Source organism: Undibacterium cyanobacteriorum, from assembly GCF_031326225.1.
In the GTDB taxonomy this organism is placed as follows: Bacteria; Pseudomonadota; Gammaproteobacteria; order Burkholderiales; family Burkholderiaceae_D; genus Undibacterium; species Undibacterium cyanobacteriorum.
Map to the genome: position 1 here is coordinate 3969594 of NZ_CP133720.1, position 18970 is coordinate 3988563.

Annotated in this window: 22 protein-coding genes and 1 tRNA gene; 6 read left to right on the forward strand and 17 right to left on the reverse strand. The window is 48.5% G+C overall.

The genetic code is table 11. The features are described 5' to 3' along the window. Positions 1–17 precede the first annotated feature (17 nt). The 3 genes from RF679_RS16545 to RF679_RS16555 all read right to left on the reverse strand — a co-directional run bounded on the left by RF679_RS16545 (position 18) and on the right by RF679_RS16555 (position 4539). Positions 18–2339 (reverse strand): TonB-dependent hemoglobin/transferrin/lactoferrin family receptor, encoded by a 2322-nt coding sequence (locus RF679_RS16545; protein WP_309481733.1) that lies wholly within the window; start codon positions 2337–2339, stop codon positions 18–20. A gap of 259 nt (positions 2340–2598) precedes the next feature. Continuing rightward, a complete protein-coding gene (locus tag RF679_RS16550) occupies positions 2599–4101 on the reverse strand; it encodes a carotenoid oxygenase family protein (protein WP_309481734.1) in 1503 nt (500 codons plus the stop codon). A gap of 12 nt (positions 4102–4113) precedes the next feature. Then, positions 4114–4539 carry a DUF2141 domain-containing protein gene (locus RF679_RS16555; protein ID WP_309481735.1) on the reverse strand — a complete coding sequence of 142 codons (426 nt, stop codon included), beginning with the start codon at positions 4537–4539 and terminating at the stop codon, positions 4114–4116. 262 nt (positions 4540–4801) lie between these two features. Here RF679_RS16555 and grxD point away from each other — a divergent pair, with 262 nt between their 5' ends. The 3 genes from grxD to RF679_RS16570 all read left to right on the forward strand — a co-directional run bounded on the left by grxD (position 4802) and on the right by RF679_RS16570 (position 6788). Continuing rightward, positions 4802–5113 carry a Grx4 family monothiol glutaredoxin gene (gene grxD / locus RF679_RS16560; protein WP_309481736.1) on the forward strand — a complete coding sequence of 104 codons (312 nt, stop codon included), beginning with the start codon at positions 4802–4804 and terminating at the stop codon, positions 5111–5113. A 26-nt stretch (positions 5114–5139) separates the two neighbouring features. Continuing rightward, on the forward strand, positions 5140–5730 hold the full coding sequence (locus RF679_RS16565) for a UbiX family flavin prenyltransferase (protein ID WP_309481737.1): 591 nt from the start codon (positions 5140–5142) through the stop codon (positions 5728–5730). 218 nt (positions 5731–5948) lie between these two features. Beyond that, entirely contained in the window at positions 5949–6788 is an 840-nt protein-coding gene (locus tag RF679_RS16570) for a PhzF family phenazine biosynthesis protein (RefSeq protein WP_309481738.1), read from the forward strand. A gap of 147 nt (positions 6789–6935) precedes the next feature. Here the strand turns inward: RF679_RS16570 and RF679_RS16575 are convergent, their stop codons facing one another. From RF679_RS16575 to petA, 10 genes are all read right to left on the reverse strand, one after another. Beyond that, complete coding sequence (locus RF679_RS16575) at positions 6936–7340, reverse strand: helix-turn-helix domain-containing protein (protein ID WP_309481739.1); 405 nt, start codon at positions 7338–7340, stop codon at positions 6936–6938. Then, positions 7327–7851 (reverse strand): permease, encoded by a 525-nt coding sequence (locus tag RF679_RS16580; protein WP_309481740.1) that lies wholly within the window; start codon positions 7849–7851, stop codon positions 7327–7329. Before RF679_RS16580 ends, RF679_RS16575 begins: the two co-directional genes overlap by 14 nt. After that, on the reverse strand, positions 7848–8363 hold the full coding sequence (locus tag RF679_RS16585; RefSeq protein ID WP_309481741.1) for a hypothetical protein: 516 nt from the start codon (positions 8361–8363) through the stop codon (positions 7848–7850). Before RF679_RS16585 ends, RF679_RS16580 begins: the two co-directional genes overlap by 4 nt. Positions 8364–8414: 51 nt before the next feature. Next, positions 8415–8906 (reverse strand): cupin domain-containing protein, encoded by a 492-nt coding sequence (locus tag RF679_RS16590; RefSeq protein WP_309481742.1) that lies wholly within the window; start codon positions 8904–8906, stop codon positions 8415–8417. 487 nt (positions 8907–9393) lie between these two features. Continuing rightward, positions 9394–9469: transfer RNA gene (locus tag RF679_RS16595), tRNA-Thr, on the reverse strand. 60 nt (positions 9470–9529) lie between these two features. Then, positions 9530–10000: a ClpXP protease specificity-enhancing factor gene (locus RF679_RS16600; protein WP_309481743.1), complete on the reverse strand. Its 471-nt coding sequence runs from the start codon at positions 9998–10000 to the stop codon at positions 9530–9532. Between the two features lie 76 nt (positions 10001–10076). After that, the gene (locus RF679_RS16605) at positions 10077–10688 is read right to left on the reverse strand and encodes a glutathione S-transferase N-terminal domain-containing protein (protein WP_309481744.1); all 612 of its coding nucleotides are present in this window, start codon (positions 10686–10688) and stop codon (positions 10077–10079) included. Positions 10689–10796: 108 nt separating this feature from the next. Then, positions 10797–11561, reverse strand: a complete 765-nt coding sequence (locus RF679_RS16610; RefSeq protein WP_309481745.1) for a cytochrome c1 — start codon at positions 11559–11561, stop codon at positions 10797–10799. A gap of 19 nt (positions 11562–11580) precedes the next feature. Beyond that, positions 11581–12993 (reverse strand): cytochrome b, encoded by a 1413-nt coding sequence (locus RF679_RS16615; RefSeq protein ID WP_309484036.1) that lies wholly within the window; start codon positions 12991–12993, stop codon positions 11581–11583. Then, complete coding sequence (gene petA, locus RF679_RS16620; RefSeq protein ID WP_309481746.1) at positions 12993–13607, reverse strand: ubiquinol-cytochrome c reductase iron-sulfur subunit; 615 nt, start codon at positions 13605–13607, stop codon at positions 12993–12995. Before petA ends, RF679_RS16615 begins: the two co-directional genes overlap by 1 nt. Before the next feature lie 542 nt (positions 13608–14149). Here petA and mscL point away from each other — a divergent pair. Continuing rightward, positions 14150–14584 (forward strand): large conductance mechanosensitive channel protein MscL, encoded by a 435-nt coding sequence (mscL, locus tag RF679_RS16625; RefSeq protein ID WP_309481747.1) that lies wholly within the window; start codon positions 14150–14152, stop codon positions 14582–14584. A 165-nt stretch (positions 14585–14749) separates the two neighbouring features. On the opposite strand, the gene RF679_RS16630 is transcribed toward mscL, so the two are convergent. Continuing rightward, entirely contained in the window at positions 14750–15517 is a 768-nt protein-coding gene (locus RF679_RS16630; RefSeq protein WP_309481748.1) for a Nif3-like dinuclear metal center hexameric protein, read from the reverse strand. A gap of 9 nt (positions 15518–15526) precedes the next feature. On the opposite strand from RF679_RS16630, the gene RF679_RS16635 reads away from it, so the two are divergent. Next, a complete protein-coding gene (locus RF679_RS16635; RefSeq protein WP_309484037.1) occupies positions 15527–16696 on the forward strand; it encodes a S1C family serine protease in 1170 nt (389 codons plus the stop codon). A gap of 18 nt (positions 16697–16714) precedes the next feature. After that, positions 16715–17389, forward strand: a complete 675-nt coding sequence (locus tag RF679_RS16640) for a DUF2461 domain-containing protein (protein ID WP_309481749.1) — start codon at positions 16715–16717, stop codon at positions 17387–17389. On the opposite strand, the gene tatC is transcribed toward RF679_RS16640, so the two are convergent. Genes tatC through tatA form a run of 3 tightly spaced genes read right to left on the reverse strand, consistent with a single transcriptional unit; the run spans position 17380 to position 18947 of the window. Next, positions 17380–18144 carry a twin-arginine translocase subunit TatC gene (gene tatC, locus RF679_RS16645; RefSeq protein ID WP_309481750.1) on the reverse strand — a complete coding sequence of 255 codons (765 nt, stop codon included), beginning with the start codon at positions 18142–18144 and terminating at the stop codon, positions 17380–17382. The genes RF679_RS16640 and tatC overlap by 10 nt on opposite strands. 60 nt (positions 18145–18204) lie before the next feature. Then, positions 18205–18702, reverse strand: coding sequence for a Sec-independent protein translocase protein TatB (gene tatB, locus RF679_RS16650; protein WP_309481751.1), 498 nt, complete (start codon positions 18700–18702; stop codon positions 18205–18207). A 26-nt stretch (positions 18703–18728) separates the two neighbouring features. Further along, positions 18729–18947 (reverse strand): Sec-independent protein translocase subunit TatA, encoded by a 219-nt coding sequence (gene tatA / locus RF679_RS16655; protein ID WP_309481752.1) that lies wholly within the window; start codon positions 18945–18947, stop codon positions 18729–18731. Positions 18948–18970: the final 23 nt, after the last annotated feature.

Consider the following 18970-nt stretch of genomic DNA (forward strand, 5'->3'; position numbering starts at 1 on the left):
TGTGCTGAAGTTTGAAATTAGAAGCGCCAGTAGATGGACGCATGCGCCGCGCGTCCTGTTTGCGTATAGGCATCAACAACAACCGAGGTGGCGGCTAAGCCCTGTACGTCGGTCCAATTCCAATACTTCTTATTGCCGAGATTCTCGATTGACAAGCGCGCCGTCAACTGTGGATTGATTTGGTAATTGAACTGCAGATCGACAACATTCACTGCTGGAACCAAGAATTGCTTAATGCGCGGTGGCGTCGCAGGCTTAGGAAGATACGCACTGTTCAAGTCAGCTTCATTCTTGGCACTGACATGGCGTGCATTTATTTGGAAATCAAACTGGGCATCTTTCACACGCAAGCCGAGTACGGCTTTATTGGGGTTGATGGAATTGAGCGGCAGATGCGTGATCTCATCCCAACCTTGCGTATGTCCTATCGCAATCGGTGAACTCAGTTCGAAGGCACCGAATCGTCCCCACTGAACATTGCCACGAATCTCATAGCCTTGAATGATGGCCTTATCGATGTTCACGGTTTGGAAAATCGCAGGATCACCAGCGACACCTTTGCCACCGAGCGGTTTCTTGTCATAGATGAGGTCGCGATATTGACCACGGAATACAGCGAAATCGAGGGTTACCATCTCATACAAGGCGCGGGCACCCAGTTCAACTGTGTGGCTCTTCTCAGGGCGTAAATCAGGATTCGCTAACAACACTGCGGGTACCGTACTACTATCGAACACACCATTGATTTGCTGCGCATTCGGCGCGCGGAAACCGCCTGCCATATTGGCGTAGAGGTTCCAATCGCGATCAAGCTTATACACCACGCCTAATTTGGGTACGGTGGCACTGCCTGATAATGATTTCGCAGGCGTCTTCGCTGGTGGCGCAAATCCGGCTTGCGTGATGACATCAAGGTCGAAGTGATCAATGCGCAGGCCCGGCGTGATCACCCATTTTCCCGCAAAAATTTCATCCTGCAAGAACACCGCTTTGCTGGAGTCGCGCGTGTCGGGGAAGTATTTACGTGGCACAAAATCGGCATTGCCTGGATCAAGTCCGTCAAAAAAATTCGAGACTCTGAGACTCGCATAGTCCAAGCCCATACTCCAACGTTGTGCGAAATACGCGTCGTGTTTCAGCAATTTGTCGACCATGATATTCGCTTGCCAGCCATTTTCTTGATACGAGACCAAGCGCACGCGGTCAGCCAAGGTATTACGATGCGTGACACCATTATCCTGGGCATCACTATCTTGGTAGCTCAGGTTGGTTTGAATGTGATCAACCAAACTATCCTGCAATTGATAGCGTGATGTCCATTGCAGGCGCTGACGACTGAAGTCCTTATTTGCATGTTCGCCAGTGACTGCCGACGCGCTCGTCAATGGGAGTTTGGCGCGACTTGAGAGTAATTCAATGTCCGAAGTCTTATGCACCCATTCGGCAGTCAAACTATGCTGCTGTTGCGCATTGGGGCGATATACCAGTTTCAATAAAGCCGCTTGACTATGATCTGTTTCTGGATTCGGCGTAGTTCTATCAATGTTCGATACATTGTTCGTTCCCAGATTGCGCAACTCCGAACCTTGTGCGGTATTTGCGCTCATCAACCATGACCACTCGGAGTTGATACGTCCAGCCAAAGTTCCTGTTAAGACGCGGCTATGATCATCGCCATTCCAATTCACTGCGACAGAACCTGCCCACTCTTTTTGTGCTGCAGACCGACTCTTGAGCAAATCATCAGGCGTCAAGCTAATGAAGTTGACGAGGCCAGCTAGACCATCGGAGCCATAGAGCACTGAGGCTGGGCCACGCGTGATTTCCACTTGTTTCACCAAGTCCATCGCCAATGAATCGCGTCCAAAGGCATTGCTGCCGTTGACGTAACTACGCGGCAAGCGCACACCATCAATCACCATCAGTACGCGGTTCCCATCCTGACCACGAATACTAAATCCTGCGTTAGCGTCGCGTCCGGTGGCATTCCCAACACCCGTAATCGTGAAGCGTGCTGGCGCTCGCTTGACTTCAATATTGGCAAGATTACGTGCGATGTCGCGGATGTCGGCCACACCATTGCGCTCTAACTCATCGCGACCAATCACATCAATCGACAAGGGCACGTTCTCCAACAAAGTTTCATAGCGGGTCGCGCTAATCACTACGGTTTGCTTATGATCTGCCTCGGTACTACGATCAGACGCGGCCTGCTCTTGTGCGGAACTCATGTTGCTCACCAAGACTGTGCTGACCAAGAAAGTCGATTGTAAAGCGACACTGATGGCCTTACGTTTTAGTGTCACTACGGGAATTGCTTTGAGCTTTTGCGATTGCATGATGCCTCCAACACAGATAGAAGATATGCAAAGTCTATGCTGCGCTGGGAGGCGGTCAATTCACTAACTGGATTTGGGACTAGCTAAAAAGAACTAGAGAGAAAGGCCAAAGCCGGGATTTCCCCTCTGATGGCGCGGTTTTTCGCGAACCGCGGTCTCTTAGCTTAAATCATATTAATTTGCGTTAGATCAAGGTCCGCACACCACACTGAGTTTGACTGGTGCGGTGTACGGTTGCGTTTAAAAATGGTGTGCTAACTTAGGCTGCGTAAAAATTCCCATGGAAACAATGCGGTGTCCAATACGGTAATCGCGCTAAAGCAACTGGGCCGGCGGCTAAATTTTGCGCATCAAAAATACTCGCAAAACTGGTTTGCTCTTGCACATCAAAGCCAACGCCTACCATCCACGCGTCGCCCTCTTTGCTCGATCCCGCTTTCGGTACCACGACATGCTCTTCCAAGCGCATACGATCACCGAAATCGAAACGATCGACCTTGCCCGTTTCACGATCAAGTCGCATAACACCGTTCAATGCATTGTAAGCCGACTGTTGCGTCGCGAAAGGATAAAAGACATAGCGATTGCGGCGGCCGACGACGCGTGGATCGACTCGCGGAAACTCCAGAATTTCGCTGCGCTCGGTCATCAATACCCGTTTCTTCGCCAGATCGATTTCGAGGAAAGCCGGTGTCGAAGGATCATTCGTCACATCGATACCGCGCATCATTTGCGGCATCGACACTTGGAAATTGCCGAGGTCTTTACTCTTCACAAAGTCGAGACGAATGTGCTGCCCCTCATCCCAAGCATTACCGAAATGGAAGAGCATCATCGCAGGTAACTCCATGCGATAGGACTTACTAAAATCACTCTTATCAATCACCAACAATTGCGTGCCATCCTGAGGCTTCCACTGCATCGCCTGCACCATGCTGGTTCCCGCCTGAACGGATTTCAGATCAAGATGAATCGGCGAGAACAAGAAGATCAGATAACGTTGCGAGGTCACAAAGTCATGCACCATCGCCGAGCTTGGTGCATCCATCACACGGTGTTGGACCAGCTTGCCTAGTGGAGAGAATTGACACAGCACCAGCTTTCCCATCATGGTGCCGAAGTTCCACATCGTGCCATCCGGTTCCACTTTCGGATGCGCAGAAAACGGCATGCCGCTTAACTCAGGCGTCCAGCTGACGATACCCTCAGTCGCTAAACTGTGTGGGTCGAGCGCATGGGGTGATCCACCTTCCCACAATGCATACAAGCGTTCATTCATTTTGATGACGCTGGTATTGGCTGTATTAAAGGAATCGGATGTACGCACTGGCCGTTTTGGCTTAATCGCTGTACCGAAAGCAGGTACCAAAAATTCACCCGCTTCCTGCTCCGCCACAAATTTATCCGTCCGCACAAAACGCGCCTGATGCGAAACACCTTGGTCTGTGAAACGCCAAGCCTGCACCATGCCGTCGCCATCAAACCAATGCTGATAACGTTGTCCGCCGCGTTCGAATAAGCCAGGTCCATTACGATAGAAACTTCCTCGCAAACTACTTGGCAGTTTGCCTTCAACATAGACTAATTCGCAGGCCACATCTTGACCGCGATAACCACGCAATGGTGTCATGCGTGGATTGGCTTGAAATGTTGGGGTCGACTTTGCTGCCCCGCTCTGAACGCTTTGCGCAAAGGAGGCCGAAGATAACAGACCGGAGGCGGCGGACATGCCCGCCAGTTGAAAGAAGTGGCGACGGTTCATGATGGCCTCGCCTTAGTTCACGCGAATGGATATCGATTTATTCGCACCTTCGACTTTAAACTTCGCATCCGCATAAGATGCCGGCCCGAAGCTACCGCTTGCATCATTGCTAAAACCATATGCCTCGGTCGGAATTCCGATCGCGTTGGTATCCATCGCGCCATTGCTATTCGCATCGTGTAGAACGGAGATCGCATATTCCCCTTCCGGCAAATCCGTGAACACCACTTCGACCGCACCTAAGCGGGCATCGACGCTTTTGCGAGCAATTGCATCGCGCAGCCATTTCTCTTTCTTATCGAACAGGGCGACCATGATCTCCCCTTTGCTCTGCTTAATACCATGTACTTCGACTTTCAATTCCGCTGGCGCAGCGTGTGCTGTTCCGAAAGCAGATGCCAACAACAATGTGGACAAAAATAAAGACGCTGATTTCATGTGAACTCCTCAAAAATGGTTTGGAGATCGCATACTAAAAAAAGCGCAGCGCTTGTTGGGATCCATGCGACGAAGCGTCATTTCTTGGCGTGAACTGCAGGCTTGATTCCTGCGTGAGGTGGTTTTCCTCGCCGAAATCAGAGCAGAGAATTTTAACTAATTTACAAATCTCCCACCTTTCGACCTAGTTCACCTGCGTCGGAAGCAATTTGGCTTTTCCTTTATAATGGCGGGATCGAATTTCACACTAGAAGGAAGCATCATGAGCGACGTTCAAACTTGGATTAAAGACACCGTGACACAAAACCCAGTCGTTTTGTTTATGAAGGGCACGGCACAATTCCCACAATGTGGTTTCTCCGGTCGCGCCGTGCAATTATTGAAAGCCAGTGGCGTACAGAATCTGGTCACCGTGAATGTTTTGGAAGACGCTGCCGTACGTCAAGGCATCAAAGACTATTCAAACTGGCCAACCATTCCACAGTTGTACATCAACGGTGAATTTATCGGCGGCTCCGACATCATGAGTGAAATGTTTGAGAACGGTGAATTGCAAGCCTTGATCAAAGGCTAAGCGCTTACTCCACAAACGCTCATCAAATGACGCGCCCGATTCGCCTCATTGTTGCCATTACCGGTGCCACGGGCGCGGTGTACGGCGTGCGTCTGCTGCAGCATCTGCGCTCACTACCCAAGGTCGAAACACATTTGATGATTTCAGACGCTGGCGTTCTCAATCTGCATCAAGAACTTGATCTAAAACGCAAAGACGTGGAAGCATTGGCCGACGTGGTCCACTCCGTGCGCGACGTCGGTGCCAGCATCGCCAGCGGTTCCTTTCAATCGGATGGCATGATCATCGCGCCCTGCTCGATGAAGACCTTGGCAGCGGTCGCCCACGGCTTCGCCGATAACTTAATCACACGTGCCGCTGATGTGGTCTTGAAAGAACGCCGTCGTTTAGTCTTGATGGTGCGCGAAACACCATTCAATCTGGCCCACCTTCGCAATATGACCGCAGTCACTGAGATGGGCGGCATCATTTTCCCACCACTACCGAACTTCTACCACCGCCCCGAATCAATCGAAGCGATGGTCGATCATAGCTTGGCACGTGTATTGGATTTGTTCCAGATCGAGCATCAACTCGCTCCTCGTTGGAGTGGACTTAAGCCAGAAAACCAAGAGTAGTTTTTTGGGTGTAAGGCTCAGTTCAGGGGTAAGCTGAACCAACTTATTCCAATTCGGAGTAAAGCGCGTATGCCGGTGTCGTATATTTTTTCGTAGTTCAACAAATGCGAAATACAGAACTTCCTCGGACATTCAATATCCCAAAGTGACTATGAGGTGCTGGCACTCAAACATGCACTATTTGCTGGTAAGTTTCCCTTCATTGAAAGGTTCATCGAATGATGTCAACATCGCTTTTCCGTATCGCGTCTTTTTCCGATCAAGATCGTGGAGGCAATCCTGCTGGCGTTTGGCTCGGCGACAGTTTTCCCAGTGATGAGGAGATGCAGGCACTCGCCAAAGAGTTGGCTTATTCCGAGACAGTGTTTGCAATCCCGCTCGAGCAAGGCTGGCGTGTGCGTTATTTTTCACCTGAATCTGAAGTCCCTTTCTGTGGACATGCGACGATCGCTTTAGGCGCGGTTCTCGCACAAGAACGTGGTGAAGGTACTTACGCATTACAGCTCAACCACGGGCAGATTCAAGTCGAGGGAAAACTCACTGACAACGGCATGTATGCCAGCCTGCAATCGCCGCCGACCATGAGCAAAGACCTTGATCCCGCGCTCTTGGAAGAGGTCCTAGCGTTGTTCAATCTCGATGTCAATCAACTTGATACACGTTTGCCTCCCGCTTGGATGCATGGCGGTGCCGATCACGTTGTCTTGGTGCTCAAGGATCGAGAAACGCTAAGTTCCATGCGCTACGATTTAGATCTTGGCAAAGCACTGATGCGCAAACATCAACTAGTGACCATCATGTTGGTCTACGTTGAGTCAAACCAACTTTTCCATAGTCGCAATGCTTTCGCATCTGGCGGCGTCTATGAGGACCCGGCCACTGGCGCAGCATCAGCAGCCTTCGCTGGCTACCTTCGTGATAGCAGATGGCCGCATCAAGGTTTTGTCCGCATCATTCAAGGTGAAGACATGGGCATGCGTTCGGTAATCGAAGCGGAGTTCAATGAAGAAAAAGGAAGTTCAATTCGTATTTCGGGAGCTGCGCGAGTGATAGTATAAGCGGCGAGCAATGAGTAGCCATCTCTGCGATGATGTGGCGAACCCTGGATCAATTCCAAGTTCCAATAGGGGCGATTCAACACAAAGATCAGAGTCAAGTTCTTTTCGTACCTTTCACAGTGGCCGTAAAAGTCGCGGTCTGACACGTCAATCTTTACTACGCTTTTGTTTCTTCACCGCCAAACGTAACAGGCGCGTAAAAGTTGGACATTCCAAGTGACTCGATGCCGGACATTCCGCAGCGTGCTGCAACCCATCCCTAATCGCCACTAAGCGATCAATTTCACGCGTAATCGTTGAAGCCTTTTTCTTTAATTCATTCCTGTCGATACTCATCTGGCCATTGTTCGATTTAAAAAAAACGCCAACCTCCTGCAACGAAAATCCTGCTTCTTTGCCTAGGCTGATCAAAGATAGATGATTCAGGATTGTCGGCGGATATTGCCGCCTTAAGCCTTTTCTTTCAGTACTTCGAATTAAACCAAGCTCCTCGTAATAACGTAGTGTTGCAACGCTAAAGCCGGATCTTCTTGAAACTTCACCGATATCCATCTTTATTCTCCAAAAAATCAAGGTCAATCAACTTCTCCATGACAAAACCGATCAAGACAATAAATGGTATTGTGATTGTTAGACGTAGCAGAGAAAAACGTAGGTTCAAAAAACTACTTTCCATGAGGATCATCGGTATTTTTATAGTTGACCATGCCCCAATGAAGATGACAACATTTTGAAGCCGGCCTCCTTTCTTGAGTAACGTAAGTGCGAGTGGAAAGGAGGCAAAGAGAGGACCAGAGGCAAAACTGCCAAGCAAAAGAGAAATAATCGGCCCCTTCATACCAGCGGCATTGCCAAGGTTGTTTTCAATAAAACTTTCGGGAATCCAAACATCGATTAGCCCCATTAAAACCAATATCGCCGGAAAAATCTTGAACACCTCCAAGCTGAAATGGGTCGCGTTAAGAACGGTATTGCGACCAACTACCTCATGAAAGCTACAGAACAAAATGATCCCTGCGACGATTAATATCGAAGCTTTGTAATTCCAAATGAACCTTTTCATAAGAGAGCTCCCACTAATAAGCCTATACATAAAGCAGAGATAAAGCTTAGAAATTGTCTTAATAACGTGAATTTTTTTCCAAAAAACGATATCTCAATCGGCGCGGTGACGACCCCAACCATCGTTAGTGTCGTGATAAATGAAGCTAAGGACGGCAAATATGCTCCTGCATGATAGAGCTCACCAGCCAATGGGAAAGCGATAGGGCCTGGAATCGAAGCGATGGATCCCACCGCTGAAACCAAGACAAAACCTGTAAGACCATTTTTTGAGAAGAGTTGCCCGATCACCTCCAAAGGAATCGCAGCCAAAAGAAATCCGACAAGCAAAATCATCAATGAAATGGAAGGGAATAAGCCGAAGAACATTCCAAGACTCGATCGAATCGCCAATTTAGTCTTTCCTCTATCCTTTGCAAAGGAAATGAGAATGCACATTAGAGTAATAATCCACATGGAAGCAGCCACGGCATCCCCTCTATTAAACAATGAAGTCGAGAATGTTATTTGCATGTCGAACGTTTCTTGATTGTTTCTCGACTGCAGGTTCTGTGTTCGAATCGGCTAGTATCGTTTCATCCGTCCTATGGCTAATTCACCTCTCAAATCTATGCTGGTTAGGCGCAGGATAATCGTTCCTTCGGATAACGACAGTGTGTGGTGGATATCGCCAGGGTAAAACGCTCTACCGTCGCCAGACGTGAGGAGGTAGTGCTCTTTTTCAAAGATATGACTTTCGCCATCGTCACTCTTGGTTTCGAAGTAAGTTGCCATTTCCATGATGCCCGACAAGACGACGTAAATGACCCATCCATTGCCATGATTGTGCGGTTGACGGTAGGTACCTTGACCTTCCGAATAAGCATACAAATAGTAACCAAGCCTCTCATCATGATCTAAGATCAGATCGTCTTCGATCAACGGTGAAGTCAATTGATTGATCAGATCTTTATCTTTCACTAAAGCCTGCATATGAGCCTTGAGTATTTGAATTTTGTCCGAAGTTGATTCACTCCAAACTTCTTGAATCGTATTTTTGAATTCCAACAATTTCATCTTTACCTCCGTTGATCGTTAATCAAATTTGCTCATTCTTTGAGCGAGTAAATACAGCTTACGAACTAAAGTCAGCTTGAGGTCAAGTGAAATTTGCTTCGTTCGTTTGCGTCACTCAAGCGCGAGATTTGGGAAAACAAAGTGCAAAGCATTACGGTGGAAATCCCGCCAAGCAAATCGTAAATTCGATCCTGGCGAGAGAAATTGAGGGAGTGCAGTGAGGTCTGTTACTGGCTTATCTGCAGCTCAAGAGCGCGCGGTGGCGTGGGTGAAATGGTTCCAGCTGCAGAAGCGGTCAAAAATCGACTGCATGCAAAATGGCAAACTAAAAAGGGAGAGTACTTCAAAAGGAAGTAAGAAGCATGCCAATGGGTCTGGGCGATCGCTGCCGCAGGTGCACTGCAACATTGAAGTGGCAAGTAGTACTTTGCGCGCCCCGAAAAAAACAAATGCCTTACGTGCAGAACACGTAAGGCATTGCTTTTATTGGTGCCGGCTGCCGGAATCGAACTGGCTACCTGATGATTACAAGTCAACTGCTCTACCAAGTGAGCTAAGCCGGCGGGAAACTTTTTAGAATTTGCTGATTGTTACCAGCGCCTCCCGAAGAACAACATTATAGACTACTTTATGATTTTTAGGGAAGGCTTTTTTTGCGTTTCTGCTGATTTTTTTTCTGAATCCGTCGTTTCCTCAGTTTTTTCAGAGGACGTCGGAACTGCGGCCAGGCCCAAACTAGTGCGCGGTGCTTCTACTTCCACTTCTACTTCGAGCAATTCCTCATCAATGGAATCAAACACCATGCCCTGCCCGTTCTCACTGGCGAAAATAGCCTGCACATTCGCCACCGGGACGTAGATCTCCCGTGACACACCGCCAAAGCGCGCTTTGAAAGTAATGGCATCATTGTCCATCTTCAAGCCACTGGTGGCAGTAAAACTGACATTCAGAACGATTTCGCCCTTGCGCACAAACTCCATAGGCACTTGCACACCAGCCGTGACTTTCACCGACAGATACGGCGTGAAACCATTGTCAGTGCACCACTCATAAATGGCACGCAACAAATACGGTTTAGTAGAAATTTCTGACATGTTTGATCGCTCAACAAAAACACAATGTACAGCGCGCCAAGAACACTACCGACCAGGCGCGCTGAAGTCCAAACAATTAACGACGCATGACTTTTTCTGATGGCGTCAATGCTTCGATATACGCTGGGCGAGAGAAGATGCGTTCAGCATATTTCAACAATGGCGCTGCTGTTTTTGACAAATCGATACCGTAGTGATCGAGACGCCACAACAATGGAGCGACTGCAACGTCGAGCATAGAAAACTCTTCGCCGAGCATGTATTTGTTCTTCACGAACAAAGGCGCCAATTGCGTCAAACGATCACGAATTTCAGCGCGTGCTTTGTCCAACACTTTTGCAGAGGCATTGTTCTTTTCGTTCTCCAAAGTATGGACGTGAACGAACAATTCTTTTTCGAAATTGAACAACATCAAACGTGCACGTGCGCGTTGCAATGGATCTGCAGGCATCAATTGTGGATGAGGGAAACGCTCATCGATGTATTCGTTGATGATATTGGATTCGTACAAAATCAATTCACGTTCAACCAAAATCGGCACCTGACCATAGGGATTCATAGTCGAGATATCTTCTGGCTTGTTGAACAAATCAACGTCACGGATTTCGAAATCCATACCTTTTTCAAACAAAACCAAACGGCAACGTTGAGAGAATGGGCAAGTTGTACCCGAGTAGAGGACCATCATTGTTGGTGTTCCTTAAAACGATGAGGGCGAGGCAGCCAATTTAGTCTGCCTCACCCTGGAATTACACATCCGCGACAGTGCCGCGGACGACGATTGTATTACTGCAGATTACTTCACTTCTTTCCAGTAGGAAGCATTCAAGCGCCATGCCAAAGTCGCTAGCAAGGCCATAAACATCACAACCCATACGCCTAGACGTTTGCGTTGATTCTGTGCGGGCTCGCCCATCCATTGCAAGTAAGCGACCAAGTCACCCACCGCATTGTCGTACTCAGCGGCAGTCATCTTGCCTGGTGTGAGCTGTTCGAAGCCAGCGAATTTGTGTTCTGTTTTGGACTTGTCATGTGCGTCTTCAACAGTTTCAAATTTCGCGCCACGTGTACCTTGCAATTCCCACAAAACGTGTGGCATACCAACATTCGGGAACAACATATTGTTCCAGCCTGTTGGACGGCTTTCGTCTTTGTAGTAAGTACGCAAGTAGGTGTACAACCAGTCAGCGCCAGTACCTTCACCAGATGCTTTAGCACGAGCGATCACAGACAAATCTGGAGGCACTGCGCCGAACCATTCTTTAGCATCTTTGGCACTCAAACTTGTCTTCATCAACTCACCAACTTTTTCGCCAGTGAACAACAAGTTGTTTTTGATTTGGTCATCTGTCAGGCCAATATCACGCAAACGGTTATAACGCATTGCCGTTGCAGAGTGGCAGTTCAAGCAGTAGTTAACGAACAACTTCGCACCATTTTGCAAAGCAGCCAAATCGTTAGTACGTTCTGGCGCACGATCCAAAGGATAGCCGCCGCTGTTTGCCAAAGCCAGAGTTGGAACAACTGCTAAGGCAAGGATCAGTTTTTTAAGTAATTTCATGCTTATTCTTCCTCTCTGATCAGTGACCAGCAAACGTTACGCGTTTTGGCACAGGCTTAAATTCGCCCATTGCACTCCACCATGGCATCAACAAGAAGAAGCTGTAGTAGATCAATGCGCAAACTTGGGAAACACGTTCGCCTGTTGGTGAAGGTGCTTGTACGCCAAGGTAACCCAAAATGACGAAGGACAAACCGAAAACCAAGTACACATATTTGTGCCAATCTGGACGGTAACGGATCGATTTAACTGGAGATTTGTCGAGCCAAGGCAAGAAAGCCAAGATCACAACGGAACCACCGAACAATACGACACCCCAGAATTTCGCATCCAAACCGAAAGGCATCATGCCAACGATCGCTACCAAGGCGATACCAGCAATCGCTGCTTTGGTCATGAAACCCAATTTGGATTTCAACCAGATCAAGGATACGTAAGCTGCTACGCCGAACTGTACAACGTACAAGAATTCAGATGTCGTCGCACGCAAAATCGAGTAGAACGGTGTGAAGTACCATGTTGGAGCGATGTGTGGAGGCGTCTTCAAAGAATCCGCTGGAATGAAGTTGTTGTACTCCAAGAAGTAACCGCCCATTTCAGGTGCGAAGAATACGACCGCACTGAAGATCGTCAAGAACACGCAAGTACCGAAAATATCGTGGAAAGTGTAGTAAGGGTGTGAAGGCACGCCATCCACTGGATGACCATCTGGACCCAAGTTTTCTTTGATTTCGATACCGTCTGGGTTGTTCGAACCAACTTCATGCAAAGCGATCAAGTGAGCAACCACTAAGCCCAACAAGACTAAAGGAATCGCGATTACGTGGAAGGAGAAGAAGCGATTCAATGTCGCATCAGACACCACGTAGTCACCACGAATCCACAAAGACAAGTCTGGACCGATGAAAGGAATCGCACCGAACAAGTTCACGATAACCTGCGCACCCCAGTAGGACATTTGGCCCCATGGCAAGAGGTAACCGAAGAAAGCTTCAGCCATCAAGCACAAGAAGATCGCAAAACCAAACAACCATACCAATTCACGTGGCTTACGATAAGAACCGTAGAGCAAACCACGCGTCATATGCAAGTACACGATGATGAAGAAAGCCGAAGCACCAGTGGAGTGCATATAACGCACTAACCAGCCTGATGGAACTTCGCGCATGATGTACTCAACCGAAGCGAACGCCAAGTTCGCATCTGGTTTATAGTGCATCACCAAGAAAATACCGGTCACAATTTGAATGACCAATACCAACATCGCCAAAGAGCCGAAGATGTACCAGAAGTTGAAGTTCTTCGGTGCATAGTATTGGCCCCATTGGTCATTCCACAGTTTCGTCAAAGGAAAACGGGAATCGATCCAGTTCATGGCTTTATCCACTGCTGGAGCGTCGTCTGGGAGTTTTTTCTCAACAAATGCCATGATTAAGCCTCGCCTTTCTCATCTTTACCGATGATGATTTTGGTATCCGATAAAAACATGTGACGTGGCACGTCCAGATTTTGTGGAGCTGGTTTGTTTTTATATACGCGACCAGCCAAGTCAAATGTTGAACCGTGGCATGGGCACAAGAAGCCACCTTGCCAATCGTCTGGCAAAGAAGGCTGCGCGCCTGGTGCGAATTTGGAACTTGGAGAGCAACCCAAGTGAGAGCAGATACCCACTGCTACCAAAATATCGCTGTGTTCTTTACGTGCGCGAGTTTGCTTGTCGCAATACTCAGGCATATCCATGGTGTATGGTTTTTTCGATTCTGGATCGGCAACTTTATCTTCTGTCTTTTTCAACGATTCCATCATCTCTGGAGTGCGTTTCAAAATCCAAACTGGCTTGCCGCGCCATTCTGTTGTCGTCATTTCACCAGGTTTCAAAGCGGAAATATCCACTTCTACTGGAGCACCCGCCGCTTTCGCGCGTTCGGATGGCTGAAAAGTGCTGACGAGCGCGCCTGCTGTTGCCAAGCCTGCAGCACCGCCGGCCGCACACGTTGCAACGAGTAGACCGCGACGGCCTGAATCGACCTGCTTTTCGTTACTCATACAAACCCCAATCTATCAAAAATCAAAACTTGACGAAGTACACTGACCTGCGCGAATTCCGACAAAAATACAAAAGCATCGCTCGCGCCAGCGCTAACGCATGACCAGACACCTTGCAAAACTGAACTGAATTACAACAGACCCTACACTTCCCACAACCTTAAATTATAAAGGAGGCGCGAAGTGATTTAAAGAAAAAGATGATACAGCGAGCAATTTGCGCTTGAAATCCCTGCGATTGACGCGAAATATTCACGATTTCCAAGAACTTTCTATGAACAGCCCCGAAGAATCCATTAGCGATTTGGCTTCATAAAATAAAAATCTCAAGCAAAAAATGTCGAAATAGCTCAGCAAAAGTGTGCGAAATTGACAGGATTTCACAATATGATGCGCACAAATTTTGAATGTCGGTTTAGTATATTGTCGCTTTGCTAGCACCACACAGCGCGGCATCTCGATGTCATAGATGACGGACTGGCTTCAAGCAGAACGATAAACTGAAACTCAAAATTGAACAAACTAAGAACAAGGGGAATACGATGGGAATGATGCAGGAATTTAAGACTTTTGCGACCAAGGGCAACGTGATTGACTTAGCCGTCGGTGTCATTATTGGTGCTGCGTTCGGCAAAATTGTTGACTCTTTAGTCGGCGATATCGTTATGCCAGTCATTGGCAAAATTTCTGGCGGTTTGGACTTTGCCAACTACTACTTACCTCTCAGCGGCCAGTCTGCAGGCTTAACTTTAGTCGAAGCAAAAGCCAAAGGTGCCGTGCTTGCCTACGGTAATTTCATCACAGTTTCTCTGAATTTCTTGATCTTAGCTTTCATCATTTTCCAAATGGTACGCTTAGTGAATATGATGAAGAAGAAAGATGCGGACGATGCTGCAGCAGCACCAGCAGAACCAGCACCTACACCCGAAGATATCGCATTGTTACGCGAAATTCGTGATGCTTTGAAAAACAAGTAATGGTCAATTCAGGGCGCTTGATTGATTAAAACCAGCACGTCCCTTATCGGAAATAATGCTCGCAGAATGGCGTCAGTTTGAAGACTCGACGCCATTTTTCCTTTCTGACTCGTCACTTCTTTCGATACGCTCGCAACCAATCAGCTCAAGGCGGCTCAAGCTTACTCAAACCGGGTTATCGATATCCACGAATTGATGTTCAATGCCGAACTGTTGTTGAATATAAGCTCCCAAGGCTTGGATGCCATAGCGCTCGGTGGCATGATGTCCGCAAGCCAAATAGGCAACTCCAGACTCACGCGCCAAGTGGACGATAGGTTCGGAGATTTCCCCGCTAATAAACACACTGGCACCTGCCTCAACCGCGCTGCCGAGCATGGAATGCGCCGCACCAGTACACCAAGCAATGCGACCGACATCTTGATGTGGATCGCCAATCATCGTCGGTTCTCGTCCTAGCTGCTGCTCGACCAAATGGGCCAAATCCGCCAACTGCGTCACACCCGGCAAACGGCAGCGCCCTAACCAAGCGATATCATCGTCGCCGAATCGCCCTTCCACTTCTAGCTGCAAGCGCTCCGCAAGTTGGGCATTGTTTCCCAAGCTCGGATGCGAATCCAAAGGGAGGTGATAAGCAAATAGAGAAATATCGTGGTCGAGCAAAGTTTTGAGTCGTTTGTACTTTTGCCCAATGACGCGCATGTCCTCACCGCGCCAAAAATAGCCGTGATGGACCAAGATCGCATCCGCTTGCAAACGTACCGCCTCGTCAAGTAAGAGCTGACAGGCGGTGACGCCAGTAACAATACGCCGAATCTCACGTCGCCCTTCCACCTGCAGCCCATTTGGGCAATAATCACGGAATCGCGATACTTGTAATTCATTAGCAAGTTGTCGCGCCAATTCGTCTCTATCGATTGCTTGTCCTAACATCTGGTCCTCATCATGCGTCGTCTTTGGCTACTCTTCGCGCAAACCGTCACGGTCGGTTTGGCACTTTGGTTTATTGTAACGAGCTTAAAGCCAGAATGGGTGCGCCAAAGCTTCAATAGCAGTAAGAATATCTCCTTTAGTTCAAGCGCGACACTCAAAGAGTCGAGCAAAGCACTGCCGATCGCGCAAGGCTCCTATCGCAATGCCGCGCAGCGATCGATGCCCTCAGTCGTCAGTATTGGTTCCTCAAAAGACGAAACCGCGGGTGCACATCCGCTACAGAACGATCCCTTCTTCAAAAAATTTTTCGGAGATCAATTACCCCAGCGCTCAGAACGTTCCGCAAGTAGCGGTTCGGGCGTCATCGTTTCACCAGAAGGACACATCATCACCAATTTCCATGTGATCGAAGGTGCCGATAATATTACGGTGGCGCTCGCCGATGGCCGCACAGCTAAGGCGGCAGTCGTCGGAACTGATCCCGAGACCGATCTTGCCGTCTTACAGATCAATTTAGAAAAGCTTCCAGCTATTACTTTGGGTCACTCCGAAAATGCGAATGTAGGTGATATTGTTTTAGCGATTGGCAACCCATTTGGAGTAGGACAAACGGTGACCATGGGGATTATCTCAGCCATGGGTCGCAATAGTGTCGGCATCAATACTTACGAAAACTTCATACAAACGGACGCGGCAGTCAATCCAGGCAATTCGGGTGGCGCTTTGGTCGACGTCGATGGCAATCTACTCGGCATTAATTCCGCCATTTACTCTCGTAATGGCGGCTCGCTCGGAATTGGTTTTGCGATCCCCGTATCAACCATCAAATCCGTGATGGAAGAAATCATCACCAAAGGCGAAGTGGTGCGCGGCTGGATCGGGGTTGACCCGCAAGATATCACCCCAGAAATGGCGGAGAGCTTTAACATCAAACAAATAAAGGGCACCATTATTGCTGGCGTAGTGCGCAATGGACCTGCCTTTCAAGCAGGCATGAAACCGGGCGATATTTTGACGCATATCGGCAAAGACCCGATCCAAAATCGGACCGATATGTTCTATCAGATTGCCAAGCTAAAACCCGCTACGAAAGTACCATTCAAGCTGCTGCGTGAAGGCAAAGAGATCACGGTCGAAGTGGTCGTGGGAAAACGTGAAATTCCGAAACCAGAAAAATAGTGAGGCTGTGAACATCTTATGCACGTTATCGATCTAGATCGCTTCTTGTCCGAACTCAAGGACAATAACAACCGCGCGTGGTTCGTGATGAATAAACCGCGCTACGACATATTGCGCGCTGAGTTCCTTGCTTTCGTTACCGAATTGATTGCAGCGATGAGCAAGTTTGATCCGGAAATCGCTCAGTGCGATCCGAAGAAGGCGATGTTCCGCATCAATCGCGATGTACGCTTCTCACACGATAAGTCGCCATACAAAACCAACTTCTCGGCGGCATTGATTCCCAACGGTCGCAAGAAACCCAGCGAAGGTGGCGGTCCGGCCTACTACTTCCAACTCGGAGATGGTCGTTTGTTTTTTGCGGTGGGCGAATATATGCCGCCTGCGGATCGCCTAAAAACCATACGCCAAGGCATGATCGATGATGCCGAGGGCTTTAAGAAACTGATCAAAAATAAAAAGCTGCAAGCACGCTATGGTGCCTTGGTTGAAGAAGGTAAATTACAGCGCCCACCCAAAGGCTACGACCCCGAGCATCCCCACATCGAATATCTGAAGCTCAAGAGCATGATGGTATGGACGGAACTGCCACTCAAAGGATTGTTGCACGACGATGTGAAACAGCATCTCGTCGATGGCTTCAAAGATGCTTACGTGCTGGTGCAGTGGCTACGCGGCTTAGCTCAAGACTGATCGTCTTCTGGTGCAGTGGTCGCTTTGACGAACATTGGGGCGACTAACAGCCCAAGTTCAAACAGCATCCACATCGGAATCGCCAAAGACAATTGGCTAACTACATCGGGCGGGGTCACGATCGCCGCAATCACAAACGCACCGACAATGACATAGCTGCGGATCGCCTTAAATTTCTCGATCGTCACAATGCCCGTGCGCACCAAAATGACCACCACCACGGGCACTTCAAATGTCAAGCCGAAGGCTAAGCACATGGACATGATGAAATCGAGATAGTTTTCGATATCCGGCGCTACGGTAATCGAGGTCGGCGCAAATTCGGAGATGAACTTGAATACACGACCGAACACGAAGAAATAACAAAATGCGACACCGGCAGCAAACAAGACCGATGAGGAAATCACCAGTGGCGCAATCAAACGCTTCTCGTGAGCGTACAAGCCTGGTGCGATAAACGCCCACGCTTGATATAAGACCCAAGGGAGCGCGATCACCAAGGCAACCAGTAAGGTAACTTTCATTGGCACCAAGAACGGGGAAATGACGCCCGTTGCAATCATTTTGGAACCCGTTGGTAAAGCAGCGATCATCGGCGCCGCTAAAAAGTCATAAATTTTCGACGGACCCGGCCACGCAAATAGAGCGATACAAACAATCGCAATACCCGCGCAAGCTCTGACCAAGCGATCACGCAATTCAACCAAATGGGAGATGAAGCTTTCTTGCATTCCCATGAAATTATCGTCACTCATGGGCGCCCTAGCTCAAGGTAATTGAAACAACTGAGGTAACTAAATTAAAGGAGATCAACATCAGAAGAAACTCGCTGGAGTGACTGACTTCACACGATGGCGCGCCATGCGCGCAGCACCAGAAACGATGCGCGTACGTTGACCATGACGGCTTTTATACCACACCGGTACATTACTGGTTTTGGCAAGTTTTTTGCGGCGAAAAGTTTTGGCTTTTTCCGCCAGCGCTTCCAAAGCATATTGTCGATCGTGGTAGGTATAGGTGTAGTCTTGTTCAGGCTGAACTAGGCTATTGAGTTCTTCTTGTGCGGCACTCAATTCTTGCTGCACGGTCTTCTCGATATCTTGCGCCGCACTCTGCACTTCTTGCTGCATTTTGCGCAGCTCTTCCATTTCCATTTCGCGACTAACCTCGCTCTTAACCTGGCTGATGTAGCGCTGAGCGCGCCCTAACAAAGTGCCCGCCATGCGTGCCACTTTAGGTAAGTCTTTAGGGCCAATTACGATCAGAGCAACCGCTCCAATCACTGCCAACTTGGTGAGTCCGAGATCTATCATAACGGCGATCGATCACTGAGAAATCATCAGTGATTCGATTTATCCTTCGCCTCGACATCAATCACTTTTTGGTCAGCAGGCTTGTTGGCGTCTTTGGAGGCTTCGTCTTCGCCCTTCATGCCATCTTTGAAGCCTTTGACCGCTTTACCAAGATCAGAGCCCACATTGCCGAGTTTTTTAGTGCCAAACACCAGCACCACTACTATCAAAACGATCAGCCAATGCCAAATACTAAATGAACCCATTTTGCTTCCTTTTTTCTGTCAAT